This window comes from Ruegeria sp. N11 (assembly GCF_056531525.1).
Genome location: NZ_JBQFLX010000009.1, coordinates 14,863 through 38,440, shown reverse-complemented (window position 1 = coordinate 38,440; position 23,578 = coordinate 14,863). Strand labels below are relative to the sequence as shown.

25 protein-coding genes are annotated in these 23,578 nt (G+C 59.1%); 10 read left to right on the top strand and 15 right to left on the bottom strand.

Annotated features, from left to right (window positions below; translation table 11 throughout):
• Positions 1-35 precede the first annotated feature (35 nt).
• Positions 36-485: a CopD family protein gene (locus ACR0J8_RS11110; protein WP_170612763.1), complete on the bottom strand. Its 450-nt coding sequence runs from the start codon at positions 483-485 to the stop codon at positions 36-38.
• Positions 486-889: 404 nt separating this feature from the next.
• Between ACR0J8_RS11110 and ACR0J8_RS11105 the strand changes: the two genes are divergently transcribed.
• Genes ACR0J8_RS11105 through dnaQ form a run of 4 tightly spaced genes read left to right on the top strand, consistent with a single transcriptional unit; the run spans position 890 to position 3,624 of the window.
• On the top strand, positions 890-1,489 hold the full coding sequence (locus ACR0J8_RS11105; RefSeq protein WP_480523060.1) for a Maf family protein: 600 nt from the start codon (positions 890-892) through the stop codon (positions 1,487-1,489).
• Positions 1,486-2,319 (top strand): shikimate dehydrogenase, encoded by an 834-nt coding sequence (locus tag ACR0J8_RS11100; protein ID WP_480890186.1) that lies wholly within the window; start codon positions 1,486-1,488, stop codon positions 2,317-2,319. Before ACR0J8_RS11105 ends, ACR0J8_RS11100 begins: the two co-directional genes overlap by 4 nt.
• The gene (gene coaE / locus ACR0J8_RS11095; RefSeq protein WP_480890183.1) at positions 2,316-2,909 is read left to right on the top strand and encodes a dephospho-CoA kinase; all 594 of its coding nucleotides are present in this window, start codon (positions 2,316-2,318) and stop codon (positions 2,907-2,909) included. The genes ACR0J8_RS11100 and coaE overlap by 4 nt, the downstream gene beginning before the upstream one ends.
• A complete protein-coding gene (gene dnaQ / locus ACR0J8_RS11090) occupies positions 2,902-3,624 on the top strand; it encodes a DNA polymerase III subunit epsilon (protein WP_480890180.1) in 723 nt (240 codons plus the stop codon). Before coaE ends, dnaQ begins: the two co-directional genes overlap by 8 nt.
• A gap of 27 nt (positions 3,625-3,651) precedes the next feature.
• On the opposite strand, the gene secB is transcribed toward dnaQ, so the two are convergent.
• Together secB and ACR0J8_RS11080 are read right to left on the bottom strand one after the other, a co-directional pair.
• Positions 3,652-4,149 (bottom strand): protein-export chaperone SecB, encoded by a 498-nt coding sequence (secB, locus tag ACR0J8_RS11085; protein ID WP_170680123.1) that lies wholly within the window; start codon positions 4,147-4,149, stop codon positions 3,652-3,654.
• Between the two features lie 54 nt (positions 4,150-4,203).
• Positions 4,204-4,704, bottom strand: a complete 501-nt coding sequence (locus tag ACR0J8_RS11080; protein WP_480890177.1) for an FxsA family protein — start codon at positions 4,702-4,704, stop codon at positions 4,204-4,206.
• 108 nt (positions 4,705-4,812) lie between these two features.
• On the opposite strand from ACR0J8_RS11080, the gene ACR0J8_RS11075 reads away from it, so the two are divergent.
• Genes ACR0J8_RS11075 through ACR0J8_RS11065 form a run of 3 tightly spaced genes read left to right on the top strand, consistent with a single transcriptional unit; the run spans position 4,813 to position 7,093 of the window.
• On the top strand, positions 4,813-5,469 hold the full coding sequence (locus ACR0J8_RS11075) for a Tim44/TimA family putative adaptor protein (protein ID WP_480523057.1): 657 nt from the start codon (positions 4,813-4,815) through the stop codon (positions 5,467-5,469).
• On the top strand, positions 5,466-6,506 hold the full coding sequence (mltA, locus tag ACR0J8_RS11070; RefSeq protein WP_480523056.1) for a murein transglycosylase A: 1,041 nt from the start codon (positions 5,466-5,468) through the stop codon (positions 6,504-6,506). Before ACR0J8_RS11075 ends, mltA begins: the two co-directional genes overlap by 4 nt.
• Complete coding sequence (locus ACR0J8_RS11065; RefSeq protein ID WP_480523055.1) at positions 6,506-7,093, top strand: Smr/MutS family protein; 588 nt, start codon at positions 6,506-6,508, stop codon at positions 7,091-7,093. The genes mltA and ACR0J8_RS11065 overlap by 1 nt, the downstream gene beginning before the upstream one ends.
• Here ACR0J8_RS11065 and ACR0J8_RS11060 read toward each other — a convergent pair.
• The 3 genes from ACR0J8_RS11060 to hslU all read right to left on the bottom strand — a co-directional run bounded on the left by ACR0J8_RS11060 (position 7,090) and on the right by hslU (position 10,811).
• The gene (locus tag ACR0J8_RS11060) at positions 7,090-8,310 is read right to left on the bottom strand and encodes an MFS transporter (RefSeq protein WP_480523054.1); all 1,221 of its coding nucleotides are present in this window, start codon (positions 8,308-8,310) and stop codon (positions 7,090-7,092) included. The genes ACR0J8_RS11065 and ACR0J8_RS11060 overlap by 4 nt on opposite strands.
• On the bottom strand, positions 8,307-9,407 hold the full coding sequence (locus ACR0J8_RS11055; RefSeq protein ID WP_170680116.1) for an alpha/beta hydrolase: 1,101 nt from the start codon (positions 9,405-9,407) through the stop codon (positions 8,307-8,309). The genes ACR0J8_RS11060 and ACR0J8_RS11055 overlap by 4 nt, the downstream gene beginning before the upstream one ends.
• Positions 9,408-9,503: 96 nt before the next feature.
• On the bottom strand, positions 9,504-10,811 hold the full coding sequence (gene hslU, locus ACR0J8_RS11050; protein ID WP_170612785.1) for an ATP-dependent protease ATPase subunit HslU: 1,308 nt from the start codon (positions 10,809-10,811) through the stop codon (positions 9,504-9,506).
• A 199-nt stretch (positions 10,812-11,010) separates the two neighbouring features.
• On the opposite strand from hslU, the gene ACR0J8_RS11045 reads away from it, so the two are divergent.
• Together ACR0J8_RS11045 and ACR0J8_RS11040 are read left to right on the top strand one after the other, a co-directional pair.
• Positions 11,011-11,412 (top strand): DM13 domain-containing protein, encoded by a 402-nt coding sequence (locus ACR0J8_RS11045; protein ID WP_480523052.1) that lies wholly within the window; start codon positions 11,011-11,013, stop codon positions 11,410-11,412.
• A gap of 116 nt (positions 11,413-11,528) precedes the next feature.
• Positions 11,529-12,770, top strand: a complete 1,242-nt coding sequence (locus ACR0J8_RS11040) for an MFS transporter (protein ID WP_480890172.1) — start codon at positions 11,529-11,531, stop codon at positions 12,768-12,770.
• On the opposite strand, the gene hslV is transcribed toward ACR0J8_RS11040, so the two are convergent.
• On the bottom strand, positions 12,762-13,319 hold the full coding sequence (gene hslV, locus ACR0J8_RS11035; RefSeq protein ID WP_170680110.1) for an ATP-dependent protease subunit HslV: 558 nt from the start codon (positions 13,317-13,319) through the stop codon (positions 12,762-12,764). The two genes, ACR0J8_RS11040 and hslV, sit on opposite strands and share 9 nt — an antisense overlap.
• Positions 13,320-13,518: 199 nt before the next feature.
• Between hslV and ACR0J8_RS11030 the strand changes: the two genes are divergently transcribed.
• A complete protein-coding gene (locus tag ACR0J8_RS11030) occupies positions 13,519-13,713 on the top strand; it encodes a DUF1127 domain-containing protein (RefSeq protein WP_170612793.1) in 195 nt (64 codons plus the stop codon).
• Positions 13,714-13,770: 57 nt separating this feature from the next.
• On the opposite strand, the gene ACR0J8_RS11025 is transcribed toward ACR0J8_RS11030, so the two are convergent.
• From ACR0J8_RS11025 to tsaE, 8 genes are all read right to left on the bottom strand, one after another.
• Entirely contained in the window at positions 13,771-14,133 is a 363-nt protein-coding gene (locus ACR0J8_RS11025) for a Lin0512 family protein (RefSeq protein WP_480523049.1), read from the bottom strand.
• Positions 14,130-14,480, bottom strand: a complete 351-nt coding sequence (locus ACR0J8_RS11020; RefSeq protein WP_480523048.1) for a Lin0512 family protein — start codon at positions 14,478-14,480, stop codon at positions 14,130-14,132. Before ACR0J8_RS11020 ends, ACR0J8_RS11025 begins: the two co-directional genes overlap by 4 nt.
• 268 nt (positions 14,481-14,748) lie before the next feature.
• Positions 14,749-15,069 carry a thioredoxin gene (gene trxA, locus ACR0J8_RS11015; RefSeq protein WP_170612799.1) on the bottom strand — a complete coding sequence of 107 codons (321 nt, stop codon included), beginning with the start codon at positions 15,067-15,069 and terminating at the stop codon, positions 14,749-14,751.
• Between the two features lie 60 nt (positions 15,070-15,129).
• Complete coding sequence (gene addA, locus ACR0J8_RS11010) at positions 15,130-18,489, bottom strand: double-strand break repair helicase AddA (RefSeq protein ID WP_480890169.1); 3,360 nt, start codon at positions 18,487-18,489, stop codon at positions 15,130-15,132.
• Positions 18,486-21,413: a double-strand break repair protein AddB gene (addB, locus tag ACR0J8_RS11005; protein WP_480523046.1), complete on the bottom strand. Its 2,928-nt coding sequence runs from the start codon at positions 21,411-21,413 to the stop codon at positions 18,486-18,488. Before addB ends, addA begins: the two co-directional genes overlap by 4 nt.
• Positions 21,406-22,092, bottom strand: a complete 687-nt coding sequence (locus ACR0J8_RS11000; protein WP_480523045.1) for a nucleotidyltransferase family protein — start codon at positions 22,090-22,092, stop codon at positions 21,406-21,408. The genes addB and ACR0J8_RS11000 overlap by 8 nt, the downstream gene beginning before the upstream one ends.
• Positions 22,089-23,093, bottom strand: coding sequence for an aminoglycoside phosphotransferase family protein (locus ACR0J8_RS10995; protein ID WP_480523044.1), 1,005 nt, complete (start codon positions 23,091-23,093; stop codon positions 22,089-22,091). Before ACR0J8_RS10995 ends, ACR0J8_RS11000 begins: the two co-directional genes overlap by 4 nt.
• Positions 23,090-23,563: a tRNA (adenosine(37)-N6)-threonylcarbamoyltransferase complex ATPase subunit type 1 TsaE gene (tsaE, locus tag ACR0J8_RS10990; protein WP_480890166.1), complete on the bottom strand. Its 474-nt coding sequence runs from the start codon at positions 23,561-23,563 to the stop codon at positions 23,090-23,092. Before tsaE ends, ACR0J8_RS10995 begins: the two co-directional genes overlap by 4 nt.
• Positions 23,564-23,578: the final 15 nt, after the last annotated feature.

Genomic DNA, 23,578 nt, shown 5'->3' with positions numbered 1-23,578 from the left:
CATAAGCGCGACGGCTGGCAGAGTCAAACAGGCCTTCAGAACTTCAGAATGACCGCCAGAACGATGGCAACCATCAAAACGGTCGGTACCTCGTTCATCATGCGGTACTGGCGCCCAGTGAGCTTGTTTCGGCCTTCAAGAAAGTCCTTGCGACGTGCCATCAGCCAGTGATGGAACCAGGTCATCCCGATCACTGCTGCGCCCTTGACCCAGGGCCAGGACCAGTCCCAGCCGACGATACCCGGAGTAAAAACCATGATCAGGCCGCAGGCCCAGGCCACGATCATTGCCGGGCGCATGATGACCCGTAACAGCTTTTCTTCCATTTCAAAGAAAATCTGTTCAGCCCCGTCGACGGATTGCGCCTTTTCCACGTGATAAACGAACAATCTGGGTAAATAGAACAGACCTGCCATCCAAGAGATCACGGCCATGATATGTAAAGACTTCACCCACGGGTAAATCGTGAAAAGAAGATCGGTCATTCTGGCTCCGGGCGTTGCTCGGAACTCTCCCTAATAAAAAAATAAGAAAAGAGAAAGGATGATGGTTTTGTAGAGAGAGCAGAATCCGTGGATTACTTTTTTGCCCTTCACTTTTCCCCAGGTGGATAGAGTTGACCGCAATGCCGCTGATCTTGTTAATTTAATTATTTATCGCTTAAATTCATATAGTTAGTATACCATTACGCGATCTTCACTGTGGATAACTCGATGGCCAACTGGGGACATCGCGGTTTTCCCGATTTCCAAAGTTATTCTTGTCCTGCTTTGACAGTTTTCGGGCGACTCGGGGAAGATCCGCGCCGAAATCGCGGGGTTGCGTGTCAACCTGAAAACCATACAAAACGTCCCAGATCACTCAACGCTTTGCCCACGGGGTTTTCCACATGCCTGTCCCCATCATACTCGCTTCGGGCTCGGCCATCCGGGCGCAACTTCTGGAGAACGCGGGTGTCCCGTTTTCCGTTCAGGTCGCGCGCGTAGATGAAGATAGCATGAAACGCGCGCTGTTGGCTGAAGAGGCATCACCGCGTGACATTGCCGATGCGCTGGCCGAGATGAAGGCGCGAAAAATCAGCGACAAGAACCCGGGGGCCATAGTTCTGGGATGTGATCAGGTTCTGGACTTCGAAGGCCGTTTGTTGTCCAAGCCGGAGACGCCTGATGACGCACTGGCCCAGTTGAAGGCGATGCGGGGGAAACGGCACATGTTGCTGTCGGCTGCCGTCATTTATCAGAACGGGGAACCGATCTGGCGACATGTGGGGCAGGTTCGTCTGCGGATGCGGGCCAGTTCGGATGCCTATCTGAAGGATTATGTGGCGCGCAATTGGGACAGTATCCGATACGCCGTAGGTGCCTATAAGCTGGAAGAAGAAGGCGCGCGGCTGTTCGCCACCATTGACGGCGACTATTTTAACGTCTTGGGTATGCCCCTGTTGGAGTTGCTCAACTATCTGGCCGTAAAAGGGGTGATCGATCAATGACGGAACATCGTATTCCTCTGGCCGGGGTGATCGGGCACCCGGTGGCGCATTCCCGGTCGCCCAAGCTGCACGGTCATTGGCTACAGACCTATGGTCTGGCCGGGCATTATGTTCCCATGGATGTCACGCCCGCGGATCTGGAAACAGTTTTGCGGAGTTTGACGAAAGCCGGGTTTGTGGGTGCGAATGTGACGGTTCCGCATAAAGAAGCCGCACTGCGTCTGGCCGATCATGTGTCTGACCGGGCTTCGGTCATCGGGGCAGCGAATACGCTTGTGTTTCGCGACGATGGCTCGATCCATGCCGATAACACAGACGGGTATGGCTTTATGGAGAACCTGCGCGCAGGCGCGTCCGACTGGAACCCGCAGGACGGGCCGGCCGTGGTCTTTGGGGCCGGCGGCGCAGCGCGCGCCATTCTGTCCGCCCTGGCGGATGCTGGCGTCCCCGAGATCCTGCTGACCAACCGAACCCGCACTCGTGCCGATCATCTGAAAGAAGAATTCGGCCAGCGCATTACCGTGATTGACTGGGTGCAGGCCGGAAATGTCATTGAAGAGGCCGAGCTTGTGGTGAACACAACCTCGCTGGGAATGCAGGGTCAACCCGAACTGCGCGTGCCGCTGGATGGCTTGCAGCCCGGCACCGTAGTAAATGATTTGGTCTACGCCCCGCTGCGCACCCGCTTGCTGGAACAGGCTGAAGAAGCCGGATGCACAACGGTGGACGGTCTGGGCATGCTGTTGCATCAGGCGGTTCCGGGTTTTGAGCGCTGGTTCGGAGTGCGCCCTGAAGTCACCGCAGAAACCCGCGCGGCGGCCTTGGCATGAGTTTTGTTCTTGGCCTGACCGGCTCGATCGGCATGGGCAAAAGCACGACGGCACAGATGTTCGTGGCCGAAGGCTGCGGGTTGTGGGACGCGGACGCGGCAGTCCACCAGCTTTATTCTGCAGGTGGAGCGGCAGTTGCGCCGATGGCTGCTGTGTTTCCCGAGGCTGTCCTTGACGGCGCTGTCAGCCGGGATGCGTTGAAACAGATCATCACCTCTGATCCTTCCGCTCTGAAAACCGTAGAAAGCATAGTGCACCCGCTGGTTGCTGCGGATCGAGCCAGGTTCCGGGAAACCGCGACCGAGGATATTCTGGTGTTCGACATCCCGCTTTTATTCGAAACGGGCGGAAACGTCGCCATGGATGCCGTTGCCTGCGTGTCGATCCCGGCCGAGGAACAAAAACGCCGCGTCATGGCCCGCGGAACGATATCCGAAGCGCAGTTCGAGCAAATTCGCGCCAAGCAGATGCCGAATGAGGAAAAATGTGCGCGGTCGGATTTCGTGATTGTCACCGATACGCTGGACCATGCGCGCGCGCAGGTGCAGGATGTGGTCAGGCAGATCAGGGCAGGACTGGCAAATGCGTGAGATCGTTCTCGACACCGAAACCACGGGCTTTGATCCCGAAAGCGGCGACCGGATCGTTGAAATTGGTGCGGTCGAGCTGTGGAATCACGTCGCGACGGGCGAAACCTATCATGTCTACATCAACCCCCAGCGCTTGATGCCGGAAGAGGCATTTGGTGTGCACGGGATCGGTCCGGATTTGCTGGATCCGCCCCGCCCGCCAGAAAAAGGCCAGGTGACGCTTAAGGACAAACCTGTATTCGCCAAGGTCGGCCAGGGATTCCGCGATTTTGTGGGCGATGCGCGATTGGTGATCCACAACGCATCCTTCGATATGAAATTCCTGAACGCCGAACTGGGCTGGATGGGCCTGGCCCCGATTCCGATGGATCAGGCTCTGGATACGCTGGCCATTGCACGAAAGCGGTTTCCGGGCTCGCCCGCCTCGCTGGATGCGCTGTGCCGCAGGTTCGGCATCGACAACTCGAACCGTGTTCTGCATGGCGCTCTGCTCGACTCGGAGATTCTGGCGGAGGTGTATCTGGAACTGATCGGCGGGCGGCAACCCGATTTCGGCCTGTCGGCGTCTACCGCAAATGCCTCCGGAGGCAGCGAGGATTGGCGTCCGGCGCCGCGCGCAACCCCGCTTGCGCCGCGGATCACCGAAGATGAACGCGCCGCACATCAGGAATTTCTAGAAAAACTGGGCGAAAATGCCCTTTGGACCCGCGCCTGAACCAATGTCCGGCGCGGGTCAGATTTATCAGGCTTCGGCCTTCTGGGCTTCGGCCTGGCGGCGCATCAACTCGTTACGGTAGAGGCCGACAAAGTCGATTGTGTCCAGGTTGACCGGCGGGAAACCACCGTCGCGGGTGATGTCGCTGACAACGCGGCGCAGGAACGGGAACAGCATCCGCGGACATTCGATCATCAGGAACGGGTGCAATTGATCCTCGGGCACACCTTCCACGTGGAACAGTCCGCAATAGTCGATTTCGCACAGGAACAGGATGTCTTCCATGCCCTTGGCTTTCGAGGTCAGGTTCAGCTTGATCGAAACCTCGAACTGGTGGTCTGCCGGGCGCTTTTTCGCGTCCAGATTGACCTGTACGGCAATCTCGGGCTGCACATCGCCGGATACACCCTTTTGCGCCATCACGTTTTCAAAGGACATATCGCGGATGAATTGCCCCAGAACCCGCATCTGAACCTGCGGGGCGGTTTGTGCCGCAGCGTTGTCTGCGGCTTTTTCTTCGGCCATGGATCTACTCCAAAATTGAATTTCGCCACTGCTTATCAAGTTGGGCGCGGCACCTCAATGCTCGTGCGGACCATCCACCCATTTCGACGGTTTTGTTGGTTCTTTGCGGGGATGAACCTCGGTAAATTCGCCATCGATCACGCCATCCTGACCAAAGGGATCATTGCGCTGGTGAAATTGTGCACCGGTGCCCATCTGAAAATGCGTCACCGTTACTTTGGATTTCAGATACCGGAACACGGCAACCCTTACGCCGGGGATAAGCAGCGCAAAGCCCACGGCATCGGTAAAAAAGCCGGGCGTCAGCAACAATACGCCTGACAGAATGATCATGGCGCCATGGGCCAGGGGTTCGGTCGGGTCGTCGAGATTGTTGAATGTTCTCTGTAATTCACCCAGCGCCATGCGGCCTTGCGTCCGCACCAAAGCGGTGCCCAGAAAGGCTGTCAGGACAACGATTGCAAGTGTCGGCCAAAGTCCGATCAGACCGCCAACCTGAATGAACAGGGCAATCTCGATGATCGGCACCAACAGAAATGCCAGAAACAGATACATTTTCGTCATCCTTTCGCGTGCGCAGGGCAGTGGACTTGCCCTAAACTGTCACCTACATAGTGACATGAGGCCGCGTATACAAAGTCGCGGTTCTGAAAAGAGGATGAAATGAACGAACCCATGATCCAGCTGCTGGTCCTGGCCGGAATTGCCGTTTTCCTGATCCTGCGCCTGAAAAGCGTTCTGGGTACGCGTGAAGGTTTCGAGAAACCTCCTCTGCAGCAGCCCGGTTCCAACAAGGCACGCCGCGATTTTGAAGTGATCGACGGCGGCCCGGATCATGACATCACCGACCACGTTCCCGAAGACAGCGAGCAGGCCCAGACACTGGCCGCGATGAAACGGATCGAGCCCGGATTTTCCGTCACCGAATTCGTGCAGGGTGCACGCGGCGCTTACGAGATGATCGTGATGGGGTTCGAAAAGGGCAACCTGGACGAAATCCAGCCTTTCCTGTCGGAAGAGGTCTTTGACACTTTCGTTTCCGTTGTGGCCGACCGCGAAGACCGGGGCCTGACCATCGAAGCCGAATTCATCGGTGTGCGTGAAACCGTGCTGGCCGATGCCCGTTTCGACAAGGACACCAATCAGGCCGAGATCACCATGAAGTTTGTGGGTGAACTGACTTCGGTGGTGCGGGATCGTGGCGGGGACATCATCGAAGGTAGCCCCAACACGGTCAAACGCCAGAAGGACAGCTGGACCTTTGCCCGTGTCATGGGCTCGGATGATCCGAACTGGCTGCTTGTCGCCACGGACGCATGATTGCCACGCTCCGGTCGCTCTTACTGGTGGGCGCGATGACCGCCGCCAGCGCCGCCGGAGCCGAGGCGACGCGATCCATCCTGTCATTCGACGATCTGGATGGCTGGGCCGCCGACGATCACGGGGCGGCCCTTTCGGTTTTTCTGAACACCTGCAACGACCTGAATGACCCGGACTGGCGGGCCTTGTGCGGCGTGGCCAAGACTTATTCCCCTGACGCAGCCCGGGCCTTCTTTGAACTGTTCTTTCGCCCTGTCCTTGTCGAAGACGGCAAGGAGGCTTTGTTCACCGGGTATTTCGAGCCGGAACTGGACGGGTCCAGAACCCGATCGGATCGGTTCAGATATCCGCTATATAAAATTCCGCCCGAGGCACGCGCTGCCGACAAATGGCTGAGCCGCCGCGAAATCCTGACGGGCGAGGCCATGGCCGGGCGCGGGCTTGAGATTGCGTGGGTCGACGATCCGGTTGAGCTGTTCTTTCTTCAGATTCAGGGCTCGGGGCGAATTCGCCTGCCCGATGGCAGCGCCTTGCGCGTCGGATATGGCGGCGCGAACGGCCACCCCTATCGGTCGATCGGGGTCGAGCTAATCAGGCGCGGTGTTCTTGGCGCACACGAGGTCAGCGCCCAGATGATCCGGGCCTGGGTACGCAAGAACCCCGAGGCTGGTGCGGAACTGTTGTTCCACAACCCGTCCTATGTGTTCTTCCGCGAAGTCACACGGGTTGCTCCAGACCGGGGACCGCTGGGTGCCATGAACCGATCGGTCACGACCATGCGCAGTATTGCGACGGACCCGGCCTATACGCCGCTGGGAGCACCAGTCTGGTTGGAAAAGGATGGGGCAAATCCGCTGCGCCGCCTGATGATCGCGCAAGACACTGGTGCGGCCATCAAGGGCGCGCAGCGCGCCGATATCTTTTTCGGAACCGGCGACACCGCCGGTCAGGCTGCAGGGAGGCTGAAGGATCCGGGCCGCATGGTTGTGTTGCTGCCGATTCAGCGCGCTTATGCCATGTCGCCGGATGAGTTGTGATGTCCCGCCGAAAGCTCACCGCAGAAGAGGTGGAATTGTGGCGAAAGGTTGCGAAACGGGCCGAGCGTTTGCACCCCGAGATTCCGCAGACGATCCACCCGACCGTTTTGCCGAAACCCAAGCCGAACCGGCAGCCAAAACCGAGATTTGACGAGTTTGAACTGGGGCAGAAAGCAACGACAAATCCGGCGCAACATGCCCTGAAACCCGCAATTGGAGACAGTCTGCGGGCAAGTCCGGTGCAGATGGACACCAAGGCCTTTGCGCGAATGAAGCGCGGCAAGCTGAAGCCGGAAGGCAAGCTGGACCTGCACGGAATGCGCGTGGACACGGCACATCCGGCTCTGGTGCGGTTTGTTCTGACTGCGCAGGCTTCTGGCAAGCGTCTGGTTCTGGTTGTCACTGGCAAAGGCAAGGACAGGGATGAGCCCGGACCGATCCCGACGCCGCGGGGTGTCCTGCGCAATCAGGTTCCGCAATGGCTGTCGTTGCCGCCACTGGCGCAGGCCGTCCTTCAGATAACACCCGCCCATATCAGCCACGGGGGCGACGGAGCCTATTACGTGTACCTGCGCCGAACGCGTTAAAGTGTGCGTGCGGCTTGTGTGATACCGATCCAAGTTACCCCGCAGACCAGAATGAAAAACCCTCCGATCCAGAGAAACTGGGTCGCAAGCGGAATGCCGGTATCAATCAGAATGCCCGTCAGTCCGGGGCCGATGGCCGACCCAAGCACCATGATCGCTGTTGCCAATGCCTTGATCGCACCGATGTGGCGCGTTCCGTAAAACTCGGCCCAGAATGCGCTGGGCAGCGTGCTGTTGGCACCGACGGTCAGCGCCAGAAGGACCAGACCGGTCAGGGCGCCACCAATCGAACCGGTGAAGGACAGAACAAGAAACCCCAGCGCCATAGGCAACTGGTAAAACGGCATAATGCGCGCCGTACCCCATTTGTCCAACGCCCAGCCCGCCGCAAACATAGACAGCACGCCGACTGCGGTGAAGACCGGGAACAGCGCCACCAGTTCGATATGAAGCCAGCCTTTGACCTCGGCCAGATGAACCTGATGAAAAAAGAAGGCCGTGATGAAGGCGGACGGACCCAACAATGCAGGTGCCATGAACCAGAACAGCGGATGCAAAAGCGCGTCCCGGCGGGTCCAGTGGCGGCCCTGCATGCCGGTGGCGGTATATTCACTGGCCAGACTTTGAGGTGTTCGTTCCTGGCGTAGCAGTCGGATCAGGATCGGTATTCCCAACGCAGTGACGGCAGCGCAAACAAGCCACAGTGTTCGCCAGTCGAGATGGGCCATTGCAGCGACAAAGATCAGGGGCAAAAGCGCCTCGCCGATGGAAAACCCGACCGAGGCGATGGCAAGCGCCCTGCCCCGCGTTGCGGTAAACCATCGCGCCATGGCGACCAGCGCCAGATGGGTGCTCATCCCCTGTCCAAACAGGCGGAGAAGGAAAACGACCAATGGCAGCAGAACAACCAACTGGTTCAGCGCCATCGCTGCTGTGGCCACCGCCAGCCCCGTCAGAACCGCCGGGCCCAGCGCCCGCACGCGAAAGATATCGGTCAGCCCTCCGGCCCAGACCATCAACACCGCAGACATCAGCGTGCCCAGCGAATAGAGGCTTCCCCATGCACCGTGGCTCAGGCCGAATTCGGACCGGATCTGGCCCGAGAAGATCGAGATAAAGAAGGTCTGCCCGAAACTCGACAGAAAGGTCAGCAGCGCCCCCGCGCTCAGCCAGCTTGCGTTCTGGGCAAGATACCGACGCAGGCCGCCCGGGTTCACGGAGTCGTAACCTCGGCCTGCCCTGTTTCAGTCAGGACTATTTCGGTTGCACCGTCCGGGTTCCGCTGGCTTGGCGGGACAAGAATGTCGATAGCCGGTCTATCTTCCGGCCCGAACGTATTGTTGACGCGTCTGAGCGAGCTGAGGATCGCCAGCAGCGCCGGAGAAGTCGCAGCCACAAAATGCGATGATTCTGCATCGCTGTTAAATGCGGTGGTGTCGATCACGCTGATCGGAAATTCTTCAAGACTGTCGATCGAGCTGATGTTGCCCAACCGCTCACCCTCATCCGTTCCGCGCAAACGGGCCGAGATGTTCAGAATCCTGTCCTTTTGCGAAACCATGACGAGAAACGGATCCGGCGGGGACTTGATCCGTTCCATCTGCGAGCGGAACAGATCCACGTCCAGATCCGGTGAAATCAGAACCACGCCTTCCAGGTTCCTTTTGGCCCAGCCGGGTTCCTGCAACTCGGCCTGACGCATCATCTCCATTGTCAGAGCGCTTCCCATGGAATGCGCGACCAGAATGACCCGCTTGACCCCCATTGATTTCAAAGAGCGAATGGTCTGTTCCAGCCCGTCACGGGCGAACAGCATGCTGTCCAGATCATAGGCATAGCCAAAGCCTGTCGCACGGCTGGGCCATGAATAGACCAGAGTGTTTCCGGGCAGGCCGATATCGTGGGACAATTGTGCGGCCCGAAACAAGGTCTCGGTCTGGGTCGAGTTGTATCCGTGCACAAAAATTGTGACGTCTTCTTTGCCGCGCAAATGGGTTTTCAGGTCCTGCGGCCCATCCAGTTCGGTGACGTTCGCTAACACGAACTCTTTCTTCGGATTTGGGTTGGCGTAGGAGAACTTCAGGGTTCCCGGGGTGTGATTTGGCGGAATCGAAACCGTGGTTTCCAGGTAGCGCAAGGATTCGCCGCGACGGAACCCGTATGACCCATTCGCCTCTTTGGCGCGGGTCGTGGTTGCCAGGATCGTCTTGGGCGTGCCGACAACCGCAGCCGAAGGCACGATTTCAGACACCGTCCTGTCGACACAGGCGCTGAGTGAAAGACAGGCAAGCAGCAGGATCAGATGGCGCAACACGGACAATCCCCGGATCAGGTTTGCGCCAAGCTATCGAATTCTCGCCCCACGTCCAGCGGCGCGGGGTAGAAGAAAGGCAAAATCCGGCTGAGCGTGTTACAAAACGTAACGGCTGAGATCGGTGGATTTGGTCAGTTCACCCAGATTGCTGCTGACAAATTCCGCGTCGACCGTGATTTCCGTTCCGGCCTTGTCGGGGGCGGCGAAAGACAATTCTTCGAACACGCGCTCCATCACGGTGTACAGCCGCCGCGCACCGATGTTTTCGACGCTCTGGTTCACATCCGCCGCAATGCGGGCAAGCGCCGCGATGCCATCCTCGCTGAACCGGACAGTAACATCCTCGGTCCCCATCAGCGCGGTATACTGAAGGGTCAGGGCGTTGTCGGTTTCAGTCAGGATGCGCACAAAGTCTTCTTCCGTCAGGGCGCGCAGTTCGACCCTGATCGGCAGACGCCCCTGAAGTTCCGGCAACAGGTCCGAGGGCTTGGCGATGTGGAACGCCCCGGAGGCGATAAACAGGATGTGGTCTGTTTTGACGGGGCCATGCTTGGTGGATACGGTTGTGCCTTCAATCAAAGGCAAGAGGTCCCGCTGAACCCCTTCCCGGCTGACATCAGCGCCGCGTGCGTCAGAGCGGGCGCAAACCTTGTCGATCTCATCCAGAAATACGATGCCGTTCTGTTCGACGGATTCCAGCGCCACGCGGTTGACCGTTTCATCATCCAGCAGCTTGTCGGCCTCTTCCCCGATCAGGGCATCGTAGCTTTCGGCGACAGTCATCTTGCGTTTGACCGTGCGTCCGCCAAAGGCCTTGCCGAAGATGTCGCCCAGGTTCATCATCCCCATCTGGCTGCCGGGTTGGCCGGGAATGTCGAACATCGGCATCGGGCTCGAGGTGTCCGAGAGTTCCAGCTCGATCACCGTATCGTCCAGCTCACCGGATTTCAGTTTTTTGCGAAACATCTCGCGCGTGCCTTCGCGGGCGTCTTCCCCGGCTATGGCGGCGATGACCCGGTCTTCGGCGGCCTGATGGGCGCGCGCCTTGACGTCTTCGCGCATGAACTCGCGGGTCTGCAGGATGGCGGCGTCCGCCAGATCCCGCACGATCTGTTCCACGTCGCGCCCGACATAGCCGACCTCGGTAAACTTGGTGGCCTCGACCTTGATGAAGGGCGCGCGGGCCAGTTTGGCCAGACGACGGCTGATCTCGGTCTTGCCGACGCCGGTGGGGCCGATCATCAGGATATTTTTCGGATAGACCTCGTCCCGGATGTCGTCAGGCAACTGCTTGCGCCGCCAGCGGTTTCGCAGCGCGACGGCAACCGCACGTTTGGCATCCTTCTGGCCAATGATGAAGCGGTCCAGTTCCGAGACAATCTCGCGCGGGGTCAGGTCGGTCATATGCACTCAATCCGTTTGTTTCGAAGCGGAACCTAATCATAAGGCGCGAAAACACAAGCCGATCACGAAAACATCACGCCAACACACGGTGCGCACACAGAAATTCGTCCCGAAGTGATTGGAGTATGCGGCGAGGCCTGCGGCATAACGTACAACATCGGGCAAACCAGCCCGTGTCTACCAATGGAGAAAACTCATCATGATGACTCGTCGCTCGCTCTTTGTGAAAGCCGCTGCAGCCGGCGCGGCACTGACATTGACCAGTGCCAATGTCGCCGTTGCTGGCGGTGCCAAAAAGAAAGGCACGTTCGAGGGCCGTTCGAAGCACATCACCTCGGGTTCGGTGAAGCTGGTCAAGAATGGAGACCGCTACATTGTCGAACTGGGCGACGATTTCTCGCTGGATGGCGGGCCCGACCCGCGTGTCGCTTTCGGCAAGGACGGATCATATGATCCTGACAGCAAGCTGGGTGCGCTGCTGAACCTGACCGGCAAACAATCCTATGCCGTTCCGCCGACCATGGATGTTTCCGGCTACAACGAAGTTTACATCTGGTGCGAGGTCGCGGGCGTGCCGTTGGGCGTGGCATCGCTGAACTGATCCGCACGCGATCAGGACTGCCGGGGGCCGGGTAAAACCCGGCCTTTTGCATGGTGTTAGGTGTCAGGACACCTGTCTGCTACACTCACCCCATTTGAAGAAACGGGGCGGGTTGCATGACTAAGATTGCCAAAATCACTTTGTTGTTTGTTGTATTTGTAGATCTGATCGGACAGGGACTGGTCTTTCCCATCATCAACTCACTGATCATGGAGACGAAGTCCGTGTTTCTGCCGGAAAATACGCCGGTCGGTCGGCGGCATTTCTACTATGGTCTGGTGATTGGCTGCTTTTTCCTGTCCTGGTTTCTGGGCGTTGTCTACGTGTCCAAAGTCTCGGATTCGATCGGGCGCAAGAACGCTTTGCTGGTTTGTCTGAGCGGAGCGCTTGCGGGGTACGCCATCACCATCGCGGCGCTTTACCTCAACAGTTTGCTGCTGCTGATTGCCGGCCGGTCAATCACCGGCTTTACCGCCGGAAACCAACCCATTGCACAGGCGGCAATGATTGATGGCAGTACGGATGCGGCGGACCGGGACCGAAACATGGGCTATATCGTGACCGGCGTCAGCTTTGGTCTGGTGGGCGGCCCGATCATTGGTGCGGTTCTTTCGGATGCTGCTCTGTTGGGTGGTGCGGCCACACTCAAAACGCCGTTCTATGGAGCCTTCGTTCTGGTTTTGATCGCGATTTTCCTGGTGCTGTTCTATTTCAAGGACACAAGAACCGAACGCACGGCCTTTGTCTTCCGTCCCCGTGACGTCACCGACAGCCTGATCGCAGTCCGCGGGCATCCCATGGTGTTGAAGATCCTGCCTGTCTATTCGTTCTTCATGATCGCCAACGTCACGTTTTATGTGTTCGTGGATAATTTCCTGACCAGCGCTTTCGGCTACGGTGTGATCGGCGGCAGTATGGCGATGGTGGTTATCGGCTTTGCGTTGGCGTTCTCAAGCACGTTCCTTGTGAAACCAGCACAGGAGAGATTCAGCAAACACAGCATTATCTATACATCGCTTGTGGTCATGATCATCTGCGGCATCGCCTTTGCGTTCAGCCCCAGCGGTGTATTCAGCTACGTGCCGGTGTTCTTCTTCTACTTCCTGTTCGGCGTGGCCTATCCGACCATGCTGGGCCTGTTCTCTTCATCGGTCAGCGAAACGGATCAGGGTTGGGTCATGGGCGTGACCACTGCGGTGTTTTGCCTGGCCGGAGGCGTCATGTCGCTGGTCGGCGGCGGCTTGATGAGCATCGACATCCGCGTACCTTACTACATCGTGGTCATTGCCGCGATACTGGGCCTGATCGGAATGCACCGCCGCTGGAAGGGGAAGGAGATCTCGGTCCTGTTAGCCTGAGATCGTTTCAACCGTCAGCTTGCCGTTGGTGTACACACAAATGTCCGCCGCAATCGCCATGGATTGCCGGGCGACGTCTTCCGCCGACTTGTCGCTGTCCATCATCGCGCGCGCAGCGGCCAGAGCGAAATTTCCGCCTGATCCAATGGCTGCCACGTTGTGTTCAGGCTCAAGCACATCCCCTGCCCCGGTGATCACGAACAGATCCTTGCCGTCGGTGACAATCAGCATCGCCTCGAGCTTTTGCAGATATTTGTCTGTCCGCCAGTCCTTGGCAAGCTCGACCGAGGCGCGCGCCAGCTGGCCCGGCGTCGCCTCAAGCTTGGTCTCCAGCCGCTCGAGCAGGGTAAAGGCATCTGCGGTGGAACCGGCAAAGCCTGCAACAATCTCGAACCCGCCGGGCGACAAACGGCGCACCTTGCGGGCCGTTCCCTTGATCACGGTCTGCCCCAGGCTGACCTGCCCGTCACCGGCAATGACAACCTTTCCGCCCTTTTTGACACCGATGATCGTTGTGCCGTGCCATCCGGGAAAGTCGCTGTCCGCCATGAAAGCCTCCGTTTGTTGTCCGGGCTCATATATGGGCTGCGCTGATGTTATGCGCAACCGCTTCCCGAAGTGCCTAATTGATATGCACAAAATGCATTGCGGGTTTACCAGACCAGCATTTGTGAGTCCGTGCCGGGCATACTAGATGAGGATCACAACCGACAACGGGTCGGCTGTTTCTGTTAGAAGGAATGCGCAAATGGCAACCACCGCAAACATCCATGCGCCGCTCGGAGCAGCTACCATCCTGCACGTAGTGGACGCATTCACCGGAGCTTTCGAAGCTGCCGCACAGTGGAACGAATCCCGCAAGACCCGCAAGGCGCTGTCAGTTCTGTCCGACGCCCAGCTGGATGATATCGGCCTGACCCGCGCCGACATCAAAAACCTCTGATTTCAAAGCAAGTCAGACCATGAGATGAGCCGCTCGACCGAGCGGCTTTTTTCTTTTTCAGGACTGCACGAACTTTCCCGACTGATCCGGTAAAAAGGCCTCGATGGCGGCGGTCGCAACAACGTGCCGGGTGCCGGCGTCGCTGTCTTCGATATCCAGTCCGCCCTTGACGGCGCGCACCTGCGCCCGCCCCCGGGGCAGATCGGCGGCGACCAGATCGCAATCCACAAAATCAGGGTTCTGAACGCCGATTGTCACCTGGACCCGCATTTCCGAGTGATCGATACCCAGCTTCGAAAACAGCGTGATCGAAGAATGATGCAACGCGTCCTGAACCGCCCGGCGCGCAGCCTTGGTGTAATCCTGACCGTATAGGTCATTTCCGGTTCCCATTTCCAGAATGATGCGTTTTTCGGTCATTGCGCAGGCTCCATATCGAAGGAAACGATGACGGCCGCGTTGGCGATGACCGTGCAGCCATCGGAATTCGGTTTGTCGATGTCCAGACCGCCATGCGTCACCGTGATATTGGGCTGCCCGTAAGGGAATACGTCTTTCAGAATCTGGGTGTCGACCTTGTCCGGCTGCTGCACACCGATTTGCGCATCGATGATCATTGCTTGCTTTGGGAAATCAAACAGCTCGGCCATATTGACGGAGTTGTGCCACAATGCATCCTTGATGGCCCGCAACGCAGCCTCGGTATAGTCCTCGCGCCGCAAAGACGTCCCCATGCCGAATTCAACCAGAACCCGAGTTTTTGCCATATTTGACGACCCTCCTGTCAGACTTTTGGCCAGGGCACCCTGAAAACCGGATGCGCTAACGCATTGAAATACGCCCTTTCAGGTAAGGACAAGTGATGCAGGTGTTGTGCAATGGCCCTTTGGTGACAGTTGCGGGGCTTCGGTCAAATATCCAGTCGTGCGATGTCGGGCAGTCAAGGGAATGCTGGTAAATTCGCAGCCCCTTCTGACCAGATGGCCAAAAAAACGCCCCGCGAAAACGGGGCGTCTTATGCCGAATTTCACAGGGTCAGATGGATTCGTCGATCCAGCTTTGCAGCGCCGCCTTCGGTGCCGCACCAGCGCGGTTGGATACCACCTGACCGTCCTTGAAAATGAACAGGGCCGGAATACCGCGCACGCCCATGGCGGCGGCAGCGTTCGGGTTGCTGTCCACGTCAACTTTGGCAATTTTTACCTTGCCGCCATATTCCGCAGCCAGTTCTTCCAGGGCCGGACCGATCTGCTTGCAAGGTCCGCACCATTCTGCCCAGAAATCCACTACAACGGGGATATCCGAATTCTTGACTTCGGCGTCAAAGGTCTCGTCAGTAACGGCAACGGTCGACATATTCTGTCTCCTGAATGGGGTAAACTCGGGCTGAGAACGTAGGGGCCGATGCAGGCAACGTCAAGATACGCGGGAGCGGGTCAGAGCATCTGTCACAAGATCGTGTGGCAGCCACATGAGCCGGGCGGTTCGGGTCCAAAGTATCGCGGTGCGGATAGTGCGCCCGGGATAAATCTGCGACAGCACGCAGGCATAGGCGCCCATTTGGCGCAACAGGCCTTCGGGGCATTGCTCTGCAGTGTCAGGGACAGTGAAATTCGATTTGAAATCAATCGCCTGAACTTCGGTTTCCGTCACGATAAGACGGTCAATGACACCGTGCATCCGTTGGCCGTTCAATTCGCCCGAGATCGGAACTTCGGCCAATGTATCTGGCGCAAACACCAAGGATAGCTGGTCGCAGGTCAGCACGCGCGTTGCCTCTGCCATCAGCTCCAGCCTCTCCGCTTCGTGCATATCAGGCAAAAGGCGGGCGCAAAGCTGAGCCCAGCGTTCCTGAGAAATGGATGGAAGGTGTTCGAGCAGCAGATGCAATTGCGTCCCGCGCAGCTTGGCGGCGTCTTCGTCCAGACCAGCATCGCCGGGCAACGCCTTGGCACCGCCCAGATCCGAAGGGCTTATTGTTTCCGCTGTTTTGGGTGCTTCCCCGGCGGGCCGCAGAAACATCTGCGGCAAGTCCGTCGTGCTTGCCACGTACTGCTCCTGTTCCGTCAGAGCCAGTCCGTCCCAGTCGCAATGCGCCAACCTGAGTGTGTCTGTTCCCGGCAGCCGGGTGGCACCCGCCTGTTCCAATGCGCCTTTGACCATCTGATACCAGCTGCCATCCGCCGGTCCCACATCGCCGGCCGCAGCCACTATCAGCCACTTTTCGGCCCGTGTCAGAGCCACATAGAGCAATCTCAGCCGTTCATTTTCTTCCCGTTCCCGAGCCGTGTTTCGCGCCTGCGAGATCAGCACAGGCGATGCGTCCGAGGGGACTTTCCACAAGGGCAAATCATCCGCAACCATGATCTCGGCATCACGTGGCGGCTGTCGCTTGGCGGTGTCCGGCAGGATCACGATTGGGGCTTCCAGCCCTTTTGAGCCATGAACGGTCATAACGCGGATCATGTTGCCCACACCGCTCATCTGGCGCTTGATTTCCAGATCGTCGGTCTGCATCCAGACCAGAAATCCGGTCAGGCTGGGAATATCCGTCCGCTCATAGGCCAGCGCCTGCGACAACAGCGCGTTGATACCGTCCTCGGCTTCGGCCCCCAGACGGCCCAGCAGTTTGCGCCGTCCATCATGGCGCGTAAGGATACGCTCGATCAGGTCATAGGGGCGCAGAAAGTCGATCTGAGCCCGAAGATCGTTCAGAACCGCACTGGTTTCAGGAAACTCATCTGCCCGCCTGCGAAGCGCTGCCCACAGAAACTCCTCGGACCTGCGGTGCGCCAGATCAAAAAGCTGCTGTTCCGACCATCCAAACAACGGGGATTTCAGAACCGTGGCCAGCGACAGGCTGTCTTCGGGCGTGGCCAAAAAACTCAGCAACGCGGCAAGGTCCCTGACCGCCAGTTCCGCCCCGACCTTCAGCCGATCAGCTCCGGCGATGGGCAATCCCTGTGCCTTGCAGGCGCGGATAATCTCGGCAAACAGGTCCGAGCGGCGCTGCACCAGGATCAGGAAATCGCCCGGTTCAATCCGTCGACGTACAAAGCTGCCTGGGTCTTCGCCATCTTCCGGAATGGTTTCACCACTTTCGATCATGCCCTTGATCGAATGTGCCACCTGTTCCGCCAGAATGACTGTGTGATGGCGTGCGCCGGGCCGGTCGACCGGATCGGTCCAGTCGCCGTCCTCTTCATCCTCGACCTTTTCCACGACCGGCCACAGATCGACGCGACCGGGAAGATCTGCCTTGAAGGCGCGGTGGAGCGAGTCCTTGTGAAACCCTGCATCTGTCTTGTTTTTAAACAGGACATCGACCAGCGCCAGAATGGCGCTGGAGGACCGGAACGAGAATTCAAGTGTGGAATCCCACAGTTTAGAGCCTGATTCCTGGAGTTTTCGCCCAAATTCTGCCTGCATCCGGTCAAAGGCCTGCGGGTCGGCGCCCTGAAAGGAATAGATCGACTGTTTCTTGTCACCGACTACAAAAATCGTACGTTCGACCCCGGACCGGGCCCCTTCCCCGCTGGTGAATTCCTGTGCCAGCTTTTCAACCACATCCCATTGATCCGGGCTTGTGTCCTGTGCCTCGTCCACAAGGATATGGTCGATGCCGCCATCCAATCGATACAACACCCATTCCGCCACGGCCGGATCGTTCAGCACATGGCGCGCGCGCAGGATCAGGTCATCAAAGTCCAGCCAGCCGCGCAATTGCTTGCGTCTTTCGTACTCCGGCAGAAAAGCGGACGCGAAACGATGCAGAACCCGCGATTTCTGCGCCGCCGTCAATGCAAGCCGCTTTTCCCGCGCGGCTTCGACACGCAGCATCAGCGCCTCAAGCTGTGGCATCCAGTCCGCAAGGGCGCCCTCGCGCAGAGCCTTGGTCGGGAAGCTGTTGGTTTTGGCGGCAAAGGGCTCCTTTGCGCCTTTTCCCGTCAGCAAAACGGATTCCAGTAGCGGCAGATGCCCAATCCGCGCCTCGGTGAATCCTGTAAGCTTGGCCGCCGCCTTGGCATTGTTGCTGCCGCTTTCGGTCAACGCAGGCAGTAGTGACTGGATCAAATCGACCTCACCGCCCAGAAAGACGCTGCTCGACAGGGCGTTTTCATCGAAACCAGGCGGCAGGTCAAAGTGTTTCAGCAGCGCGTCCCAATCCAGAGGATGAGAAAACAGGTTCCTCTTTTGCGTGATGGCGGCCGTCAACTTGTCGAAACCGGTATCCGTGACAAACCGGGCAATGTCTTCGACCAACCCGGATTGTGGACCTTCTGCGAAGTTTTCGATGATTTCTTCCCGCAAAAGGGCGGCTGCGCGGTCTTCCATTTCGGCAAACTGCGGGCTGACGCCGGCTTCCAGCGGGAAGCGCCGCAGAAGCGATGCGCAGAATGAGTGGATCGTCTGTATCTTCAACCCGCCGGGCGTTTCGATGGCACGCGCGAACAGGGTTCTGGCCTGCGCCAGCCGCCCGGGGTCAATGATGCCCGGAACCCCCAGTTCGGTCAGTTGCGCCAACAACTGCGAATCGCCCAACATCGCCCATTCGCCAAGGCGTTTGAACAACCGGTTCTGCATCTCGCTGGCGGCGGCCTTGGTATAGGTCAGGCACAGGATATGCTGCGGCTGCACGCCGCCTAGCAACAACCGCGCCACCCGGTCGGTCAGAACCCGCGTCTTGCCGGACCCCGCGTTGGCCGCAAGCCAGGTCGAGGCATCGGGTCGCGCGGCCTGCACCTGCCGTTCGGTTGCATCGTTGCGGGCTTTCATGTCAGGTCCTCGGGCGCCGTTTCGTCCGTGCGATCCCATTCCCCGAACCGCGCCAGATGATCATAGTCGCCAATATCAGTGTCCTTGTGCAGCATCCGACGCGACGAAAAGCCCTGATCAGGCTCTAAATAGGCAGAAATAAGCTCTTTCAGCTCGGCCAGAACTTTGTCGGAAGGTTCCTTGGCCAGCGGCGCGGGCACCTCTTTGTAGGTGCCGCCCATACCGATGAACACCGCCTCGGCCACTGGCAAGGGGTCGAATCCTTCGATGCCGCCCTGCTCGGCCATTGCGGCCTCGATGAGAAGCTGTTTGTCGAATTTGGCCTGTTGGCTTTCGGTCGGCGGCACACCGGTTTTGTAGTCGATAATGCGCAGTGCGCCACGGCTGTTGCGATCGATCCTGTCGGCGCGCCCGGCGATCGTGAAGTCCAGCGGTGCAAGAACCAGCTTCATTGCCGTTTCGAAGGCCACTGGTCCGCCATCGCTTCGCCGCCCGGTTTCGGCAAGCAGGAATGCGTCGGCGATCCTTTCCAGACGCGCCAACCAAAGTTTTCGCGCAGTCGGCCAGGCGACGTGCTGTTCCAGCAACGTCGCTGCGCGTTTGAGGAAATTCTCGCGCGTCAGCAAGGCGGAATCCAGAACACTGTCTTCGATGAAATGTTCCAGAATTTCGTGAATGACGATGCCGCGCAACAACGCGTCCGGAGCCTGTACCAGTGGGTCCAGCGGCCTCAGCCGCAGCACGTGTTTGGCGTACACAGCATAAGGATCACGGATCAGCCGCTTGATTTCGGTGACGCTCAAACGGCGCGGACGTGCGGCAACCGGGGGGCGTGGCGAGGGGCGATGCGCCGAAGCGATATCGGGCGCGTGTTCCAGCGCTTCGCTCCAACGCAGATAGCTTTGGCCGCGCGCCCGCATTTCGGACAGGGCATCGGGCCCACCCTGATCCGGCAGGCCCTGCAACAGGTTGGTCAGGCGGTTCAGCCAGCGCGACGGGACGGTTTCCGCGTCATCCGACCGGGTTGCCCGGGTCAGCCACACTTCGGGCGCGCCGACGGCCTGCTGGAAATCATGGGCTGACAGACCAATGCGACGCTCGGGCAGCAGCAGACCAGCTTGGCTGCGCATTTGCCGGTTCAACCACGGATCGGGGGCAGCGGCCTCGGGCCAGCTGCCTTCGTTCAACCCGCCAAGGATCAGCAGGTCAGCGCCTTGCACGCGCGCCTCCAGGGTGCCCCAGATCATGATATTAGGGTGCGGCGCGTCCCGGTCGCGCACCTCTTCCGTTGCCAGCAACGCGCCCAGAAGATCGGCGAAATCATGGGCGTTCATCTGGCCGCCATATGGGGCTTCGTTCTCCAGCGCGGTCAAAACGGACAAGGCCTTTTGGCCAGCGTTCTTGTCCCATAGTTTGCCTGGGTCGCCCTTACTGCCCGCAGAAATCGCTTCGGCAAGTGCGCGCAGGTTTTCCACCCATTCCGCCAACGGACGCTCACCTGCAACCACCTGATCGCAGAAATGAGTGGTGACCCAGCGCACCCAGTCGTCCGAAACATCCTTGCGGATCGCAAATGCGCTCAGGCTGGTACTGTCGGGGAACGGCGGGCCGTACCGCCGCAGATCCAGTTCCAGATCGCGGGTATGAAGCAAATGCGCCCCTCGCTCGGCGCCGTCATGACACAGCGGGTGTTTGAGCAGGGTCAGGAGGGCCTCACCCTCAAGTCGTCGGACGAACAAGCCGGCAACGTGGCGTAGAAACCGGCCGGGCGGCGACAGTTGCAGGGGCAGGCCGGCGCTGTCATCCGGCAGGATGTTCCAGCGGTCCAGCGCGGCACTGACCTGACGGGTCAGCATTCGGTCAGGTGTGATCAGGGCGGCGGTCTGGCCGGTTTCCGCCGCCTCGCGCAACCGCAGCGCGATGGCCAATGCTTCGCTCCGGGGGGATGCGGCTTCGACAAGGGTCAAATTCTGTGTTGCACCGGCCAGATCGGTCAGTCGCGGACCTTCTGTCATCCACGCGTCGGTGATCGGTGCCGGGCGTAATGCCAGTGAAATCAGCTTGTTGCGCGCGGGTGAGGGTGGCTGGTCGGCGGTCCAACTGGTGATTTGACCGGGCGTCAAACCCAGCAGAGTCATCAGCTTTCGAAACCGGAACTGGGGGTGATCTTCCGAGGTCAGCGCCTCATCCAGTCCTTCCCAGACTTCATTCGGTTGATCGAAATCGAAGCCCGGAAGGATCAGCGCGCCTTGTGGCAGCCTTGCGACGGCTTCCATCAGCATCTGGGTCGTGCCACGCGATCCGGTTGACCCGGCAAGAATGATGGGGTGTTCGGGCGGGTCGTTCCGCCAGCGGTCAATCAGGTTATTGACGACGCGCCGTTGCCGTGCCTGCGTGTCCAGGGCGTCTTCGCCGGTGTTGATGAATCGATCGGCGATGCCAAAGAATTGCTGTGCGCGGGCCCAATGGCCGGACATGTCGCTGACATCCAGTTGCCGGATGGCGTCTGGTGATACGCCTTCGCCTTGCATTTCGTCGATCAGGCTGGCCAGACTGTCCGCCAGATCGAAGACGGAAGACCTTGCCGCCAGATCGGGTTGTTGGTCCAGCAGTTTCGCCACCAGCTGGGTCAGTTCCAGTCGCCGACGCAGCGCTGGAATGGCCGGAGGCACCTGCGCCAGATCAACCGATTCCCCCAGATCTGTCACCAGCGAGATTCTTGGCAACAGGCAGGGCGGTCCCTGATCGAACAAGTCCCTCACGCGGCGGGCCATGCGGCGGGTATTCACCACCAGTTGCACCGGCGCCAGCGCTTCAGGCGCGAGTTCCGCACTGCGCGCCCTTAACCCCTGCACCAGCACTTTTGGAAAGTCTGCCCCGGGGGGAACCGCAAAAACACGGGGCAGGATGCCGGGTTCAAACATTGTCCAGCAACCCTTCGGCCATTGCGATGCCTTCGGGGCGGCCAACGTCGCACCAGCGACCAGGATAGGTCAGGGCGAACAGACGATCCTGCTGTTGCATCTGATCCCACAACAGGTTCAGCGAAAAGACCGGTTGCTGAAACCCGTGCAAACCGTCCGTTCGAAGGATCTGAGCACCCCCATATACCAGCCGTCCGCCGCGCGTGATGCGCCCTGCTTCGTCTGCCGAAAAATCGCCCGATCCTGAATGTCCGATTGTCTGCGCGACAGGAATACACATCAAAAGCGCGTCCATCCGGTCAGGGTTCCATGCCGCGCGCAGTAATGTCAGCGGGTTCGGCCCCGACCAGATTGCATCGGTGTTCAGAGTAAACACCGGATCAGACCCTAACAAAGGCAAAGCCGCCCGCAATCCGCCACCGGTTTCCAGTACTTCGGGCGATTCCCGTGACAATAAAACTCCCCGAGGAGCCAGGTGCGCCGCGAGCTGATCCGCATGATAGTGCAGATTGGCAACGACATGCTGGGGGCCAAGATCGTTAACCAGATCCAGTGCGTGATCGATCAGCGGTTTGCCGGCAACTTCGATCAGCGGTTTGGGCCGGTCTTTGGTCAATGCCCCCATACGGGTGCCAAACCCGGCGGCGAACAGCATGACAGCTTCGGGCGGTCGGGTCATTGCGGTCTTAGCCTGGCCAGGTTTTCGGGTGTCGGCGCGGGCAGGGATTCGCGCAGCAGATCAGCCACTGATACCAGCGCCGGGTGCTCGAGGTCCCGCATCAGATGCGACCACGTGGCCGGGATCAGATCGACATAGTGCGGTTTGCCATATTCGGTCGCCAGACGCGCGAACCCGCCCAGAATGCGCAGGTTCCGCTGTGCCCCCAGAACGCTGTACGCGGTGCGGAAATCGTGATCATCCATTCCGGTTGCGGCGATGTACCGGTTGACCATGCGCATTTCGGTACCCGGCGAGACTGAACGGCGCACATCCTGCAACAGCGACATCAGATCGTAGGCGGGATGGCCCAGCATGGCGGTCTGGAAATCCAGCAAACCCACTTTGTGCAAACCGTCCCGATCGGGCATCCAGATCAGATTTTCTGCATGATAATCCCGCAACACAACAACTTTCGCGCCCGAAGTTTCGCGGTGCAGGATATCCTGGAACCGGCGTTCAAACAGGTCGCGCGCGTCTTCGTCATGCGAACCCAGAATGCCTTGTGCATATTTGGTAAAGGACAACGCGGCCAACTCGGTCATCAGCGAAGGCCCGTACGACGGCAAAGACAGTGTCGGCGCGTTGTGAAGATGGATCAGAACGTCGGTTGCGGCCTCATACAAGGCAAGTTCCTGTTTGGGGTTCTTTTCCAGAACACGGGCAAACAGATCGTCGCCCAGATCCTCGAGCAGCAGAAACCCGAACTCCATGTCTTCGGCATAGATTTCGGGCGCGTTCAGACCGTTTGACCGCAGATATTCCGCGACGCGCACGAATTGCGCGACATCCTCGGCCTTGTCCGGCGGGGCGTCCATGAATACGGCCGTGCGCCCGGTATCCGGGTCTGTCAGGCGCTCATAACGGCGATTGGACGCATCACCTGCCAATGCTGCGCGTGAGGCGTTCGCCCAGGGTGTTTGCTCAATCAGTGCTTTGGCCAGCACTGCGCGGTTGGTCATGCGGCGGTCTCCAGTTTGGGTGCCCATTTCGGGTCGGACCAGGACAGGGTCAGGTGTCTTGTGTCGGGTAAATCAGGGTCGGTGCGAAATTTCAACGCAAGGGCCGCGTCAGGCATAAGCGGACCCAGTTTCTCGGGCCATTCGATCAGGCAGATTGCAGTGTCGAATGCCTCGGTCAGGCCCAGCTCCTCGATCTCTTCAACGGCACTTAACCGATACAGATCGCAATGCCAGATTTCTCCGGCCGGGGTGTCATAGGCCTGAACCAGCGTGAAAGTTGGCGAGGGTACGTCTGCGGGTACATCCATCAAGGACTGGATCAGACTGCGGGCAAAATGAGTCTTGCCGCCGCCAATCTCACCTTCCAGCAACAGGGTGTCGCCCGGCGCCAAGCCGGCTGCGACCCGGGTTGCGAAATCCGCAGTTTCTTCCGGCGAATTCAAGGTGATCGAGAGTGGGGTTCGTGTCATGGCGCCACAATGAAC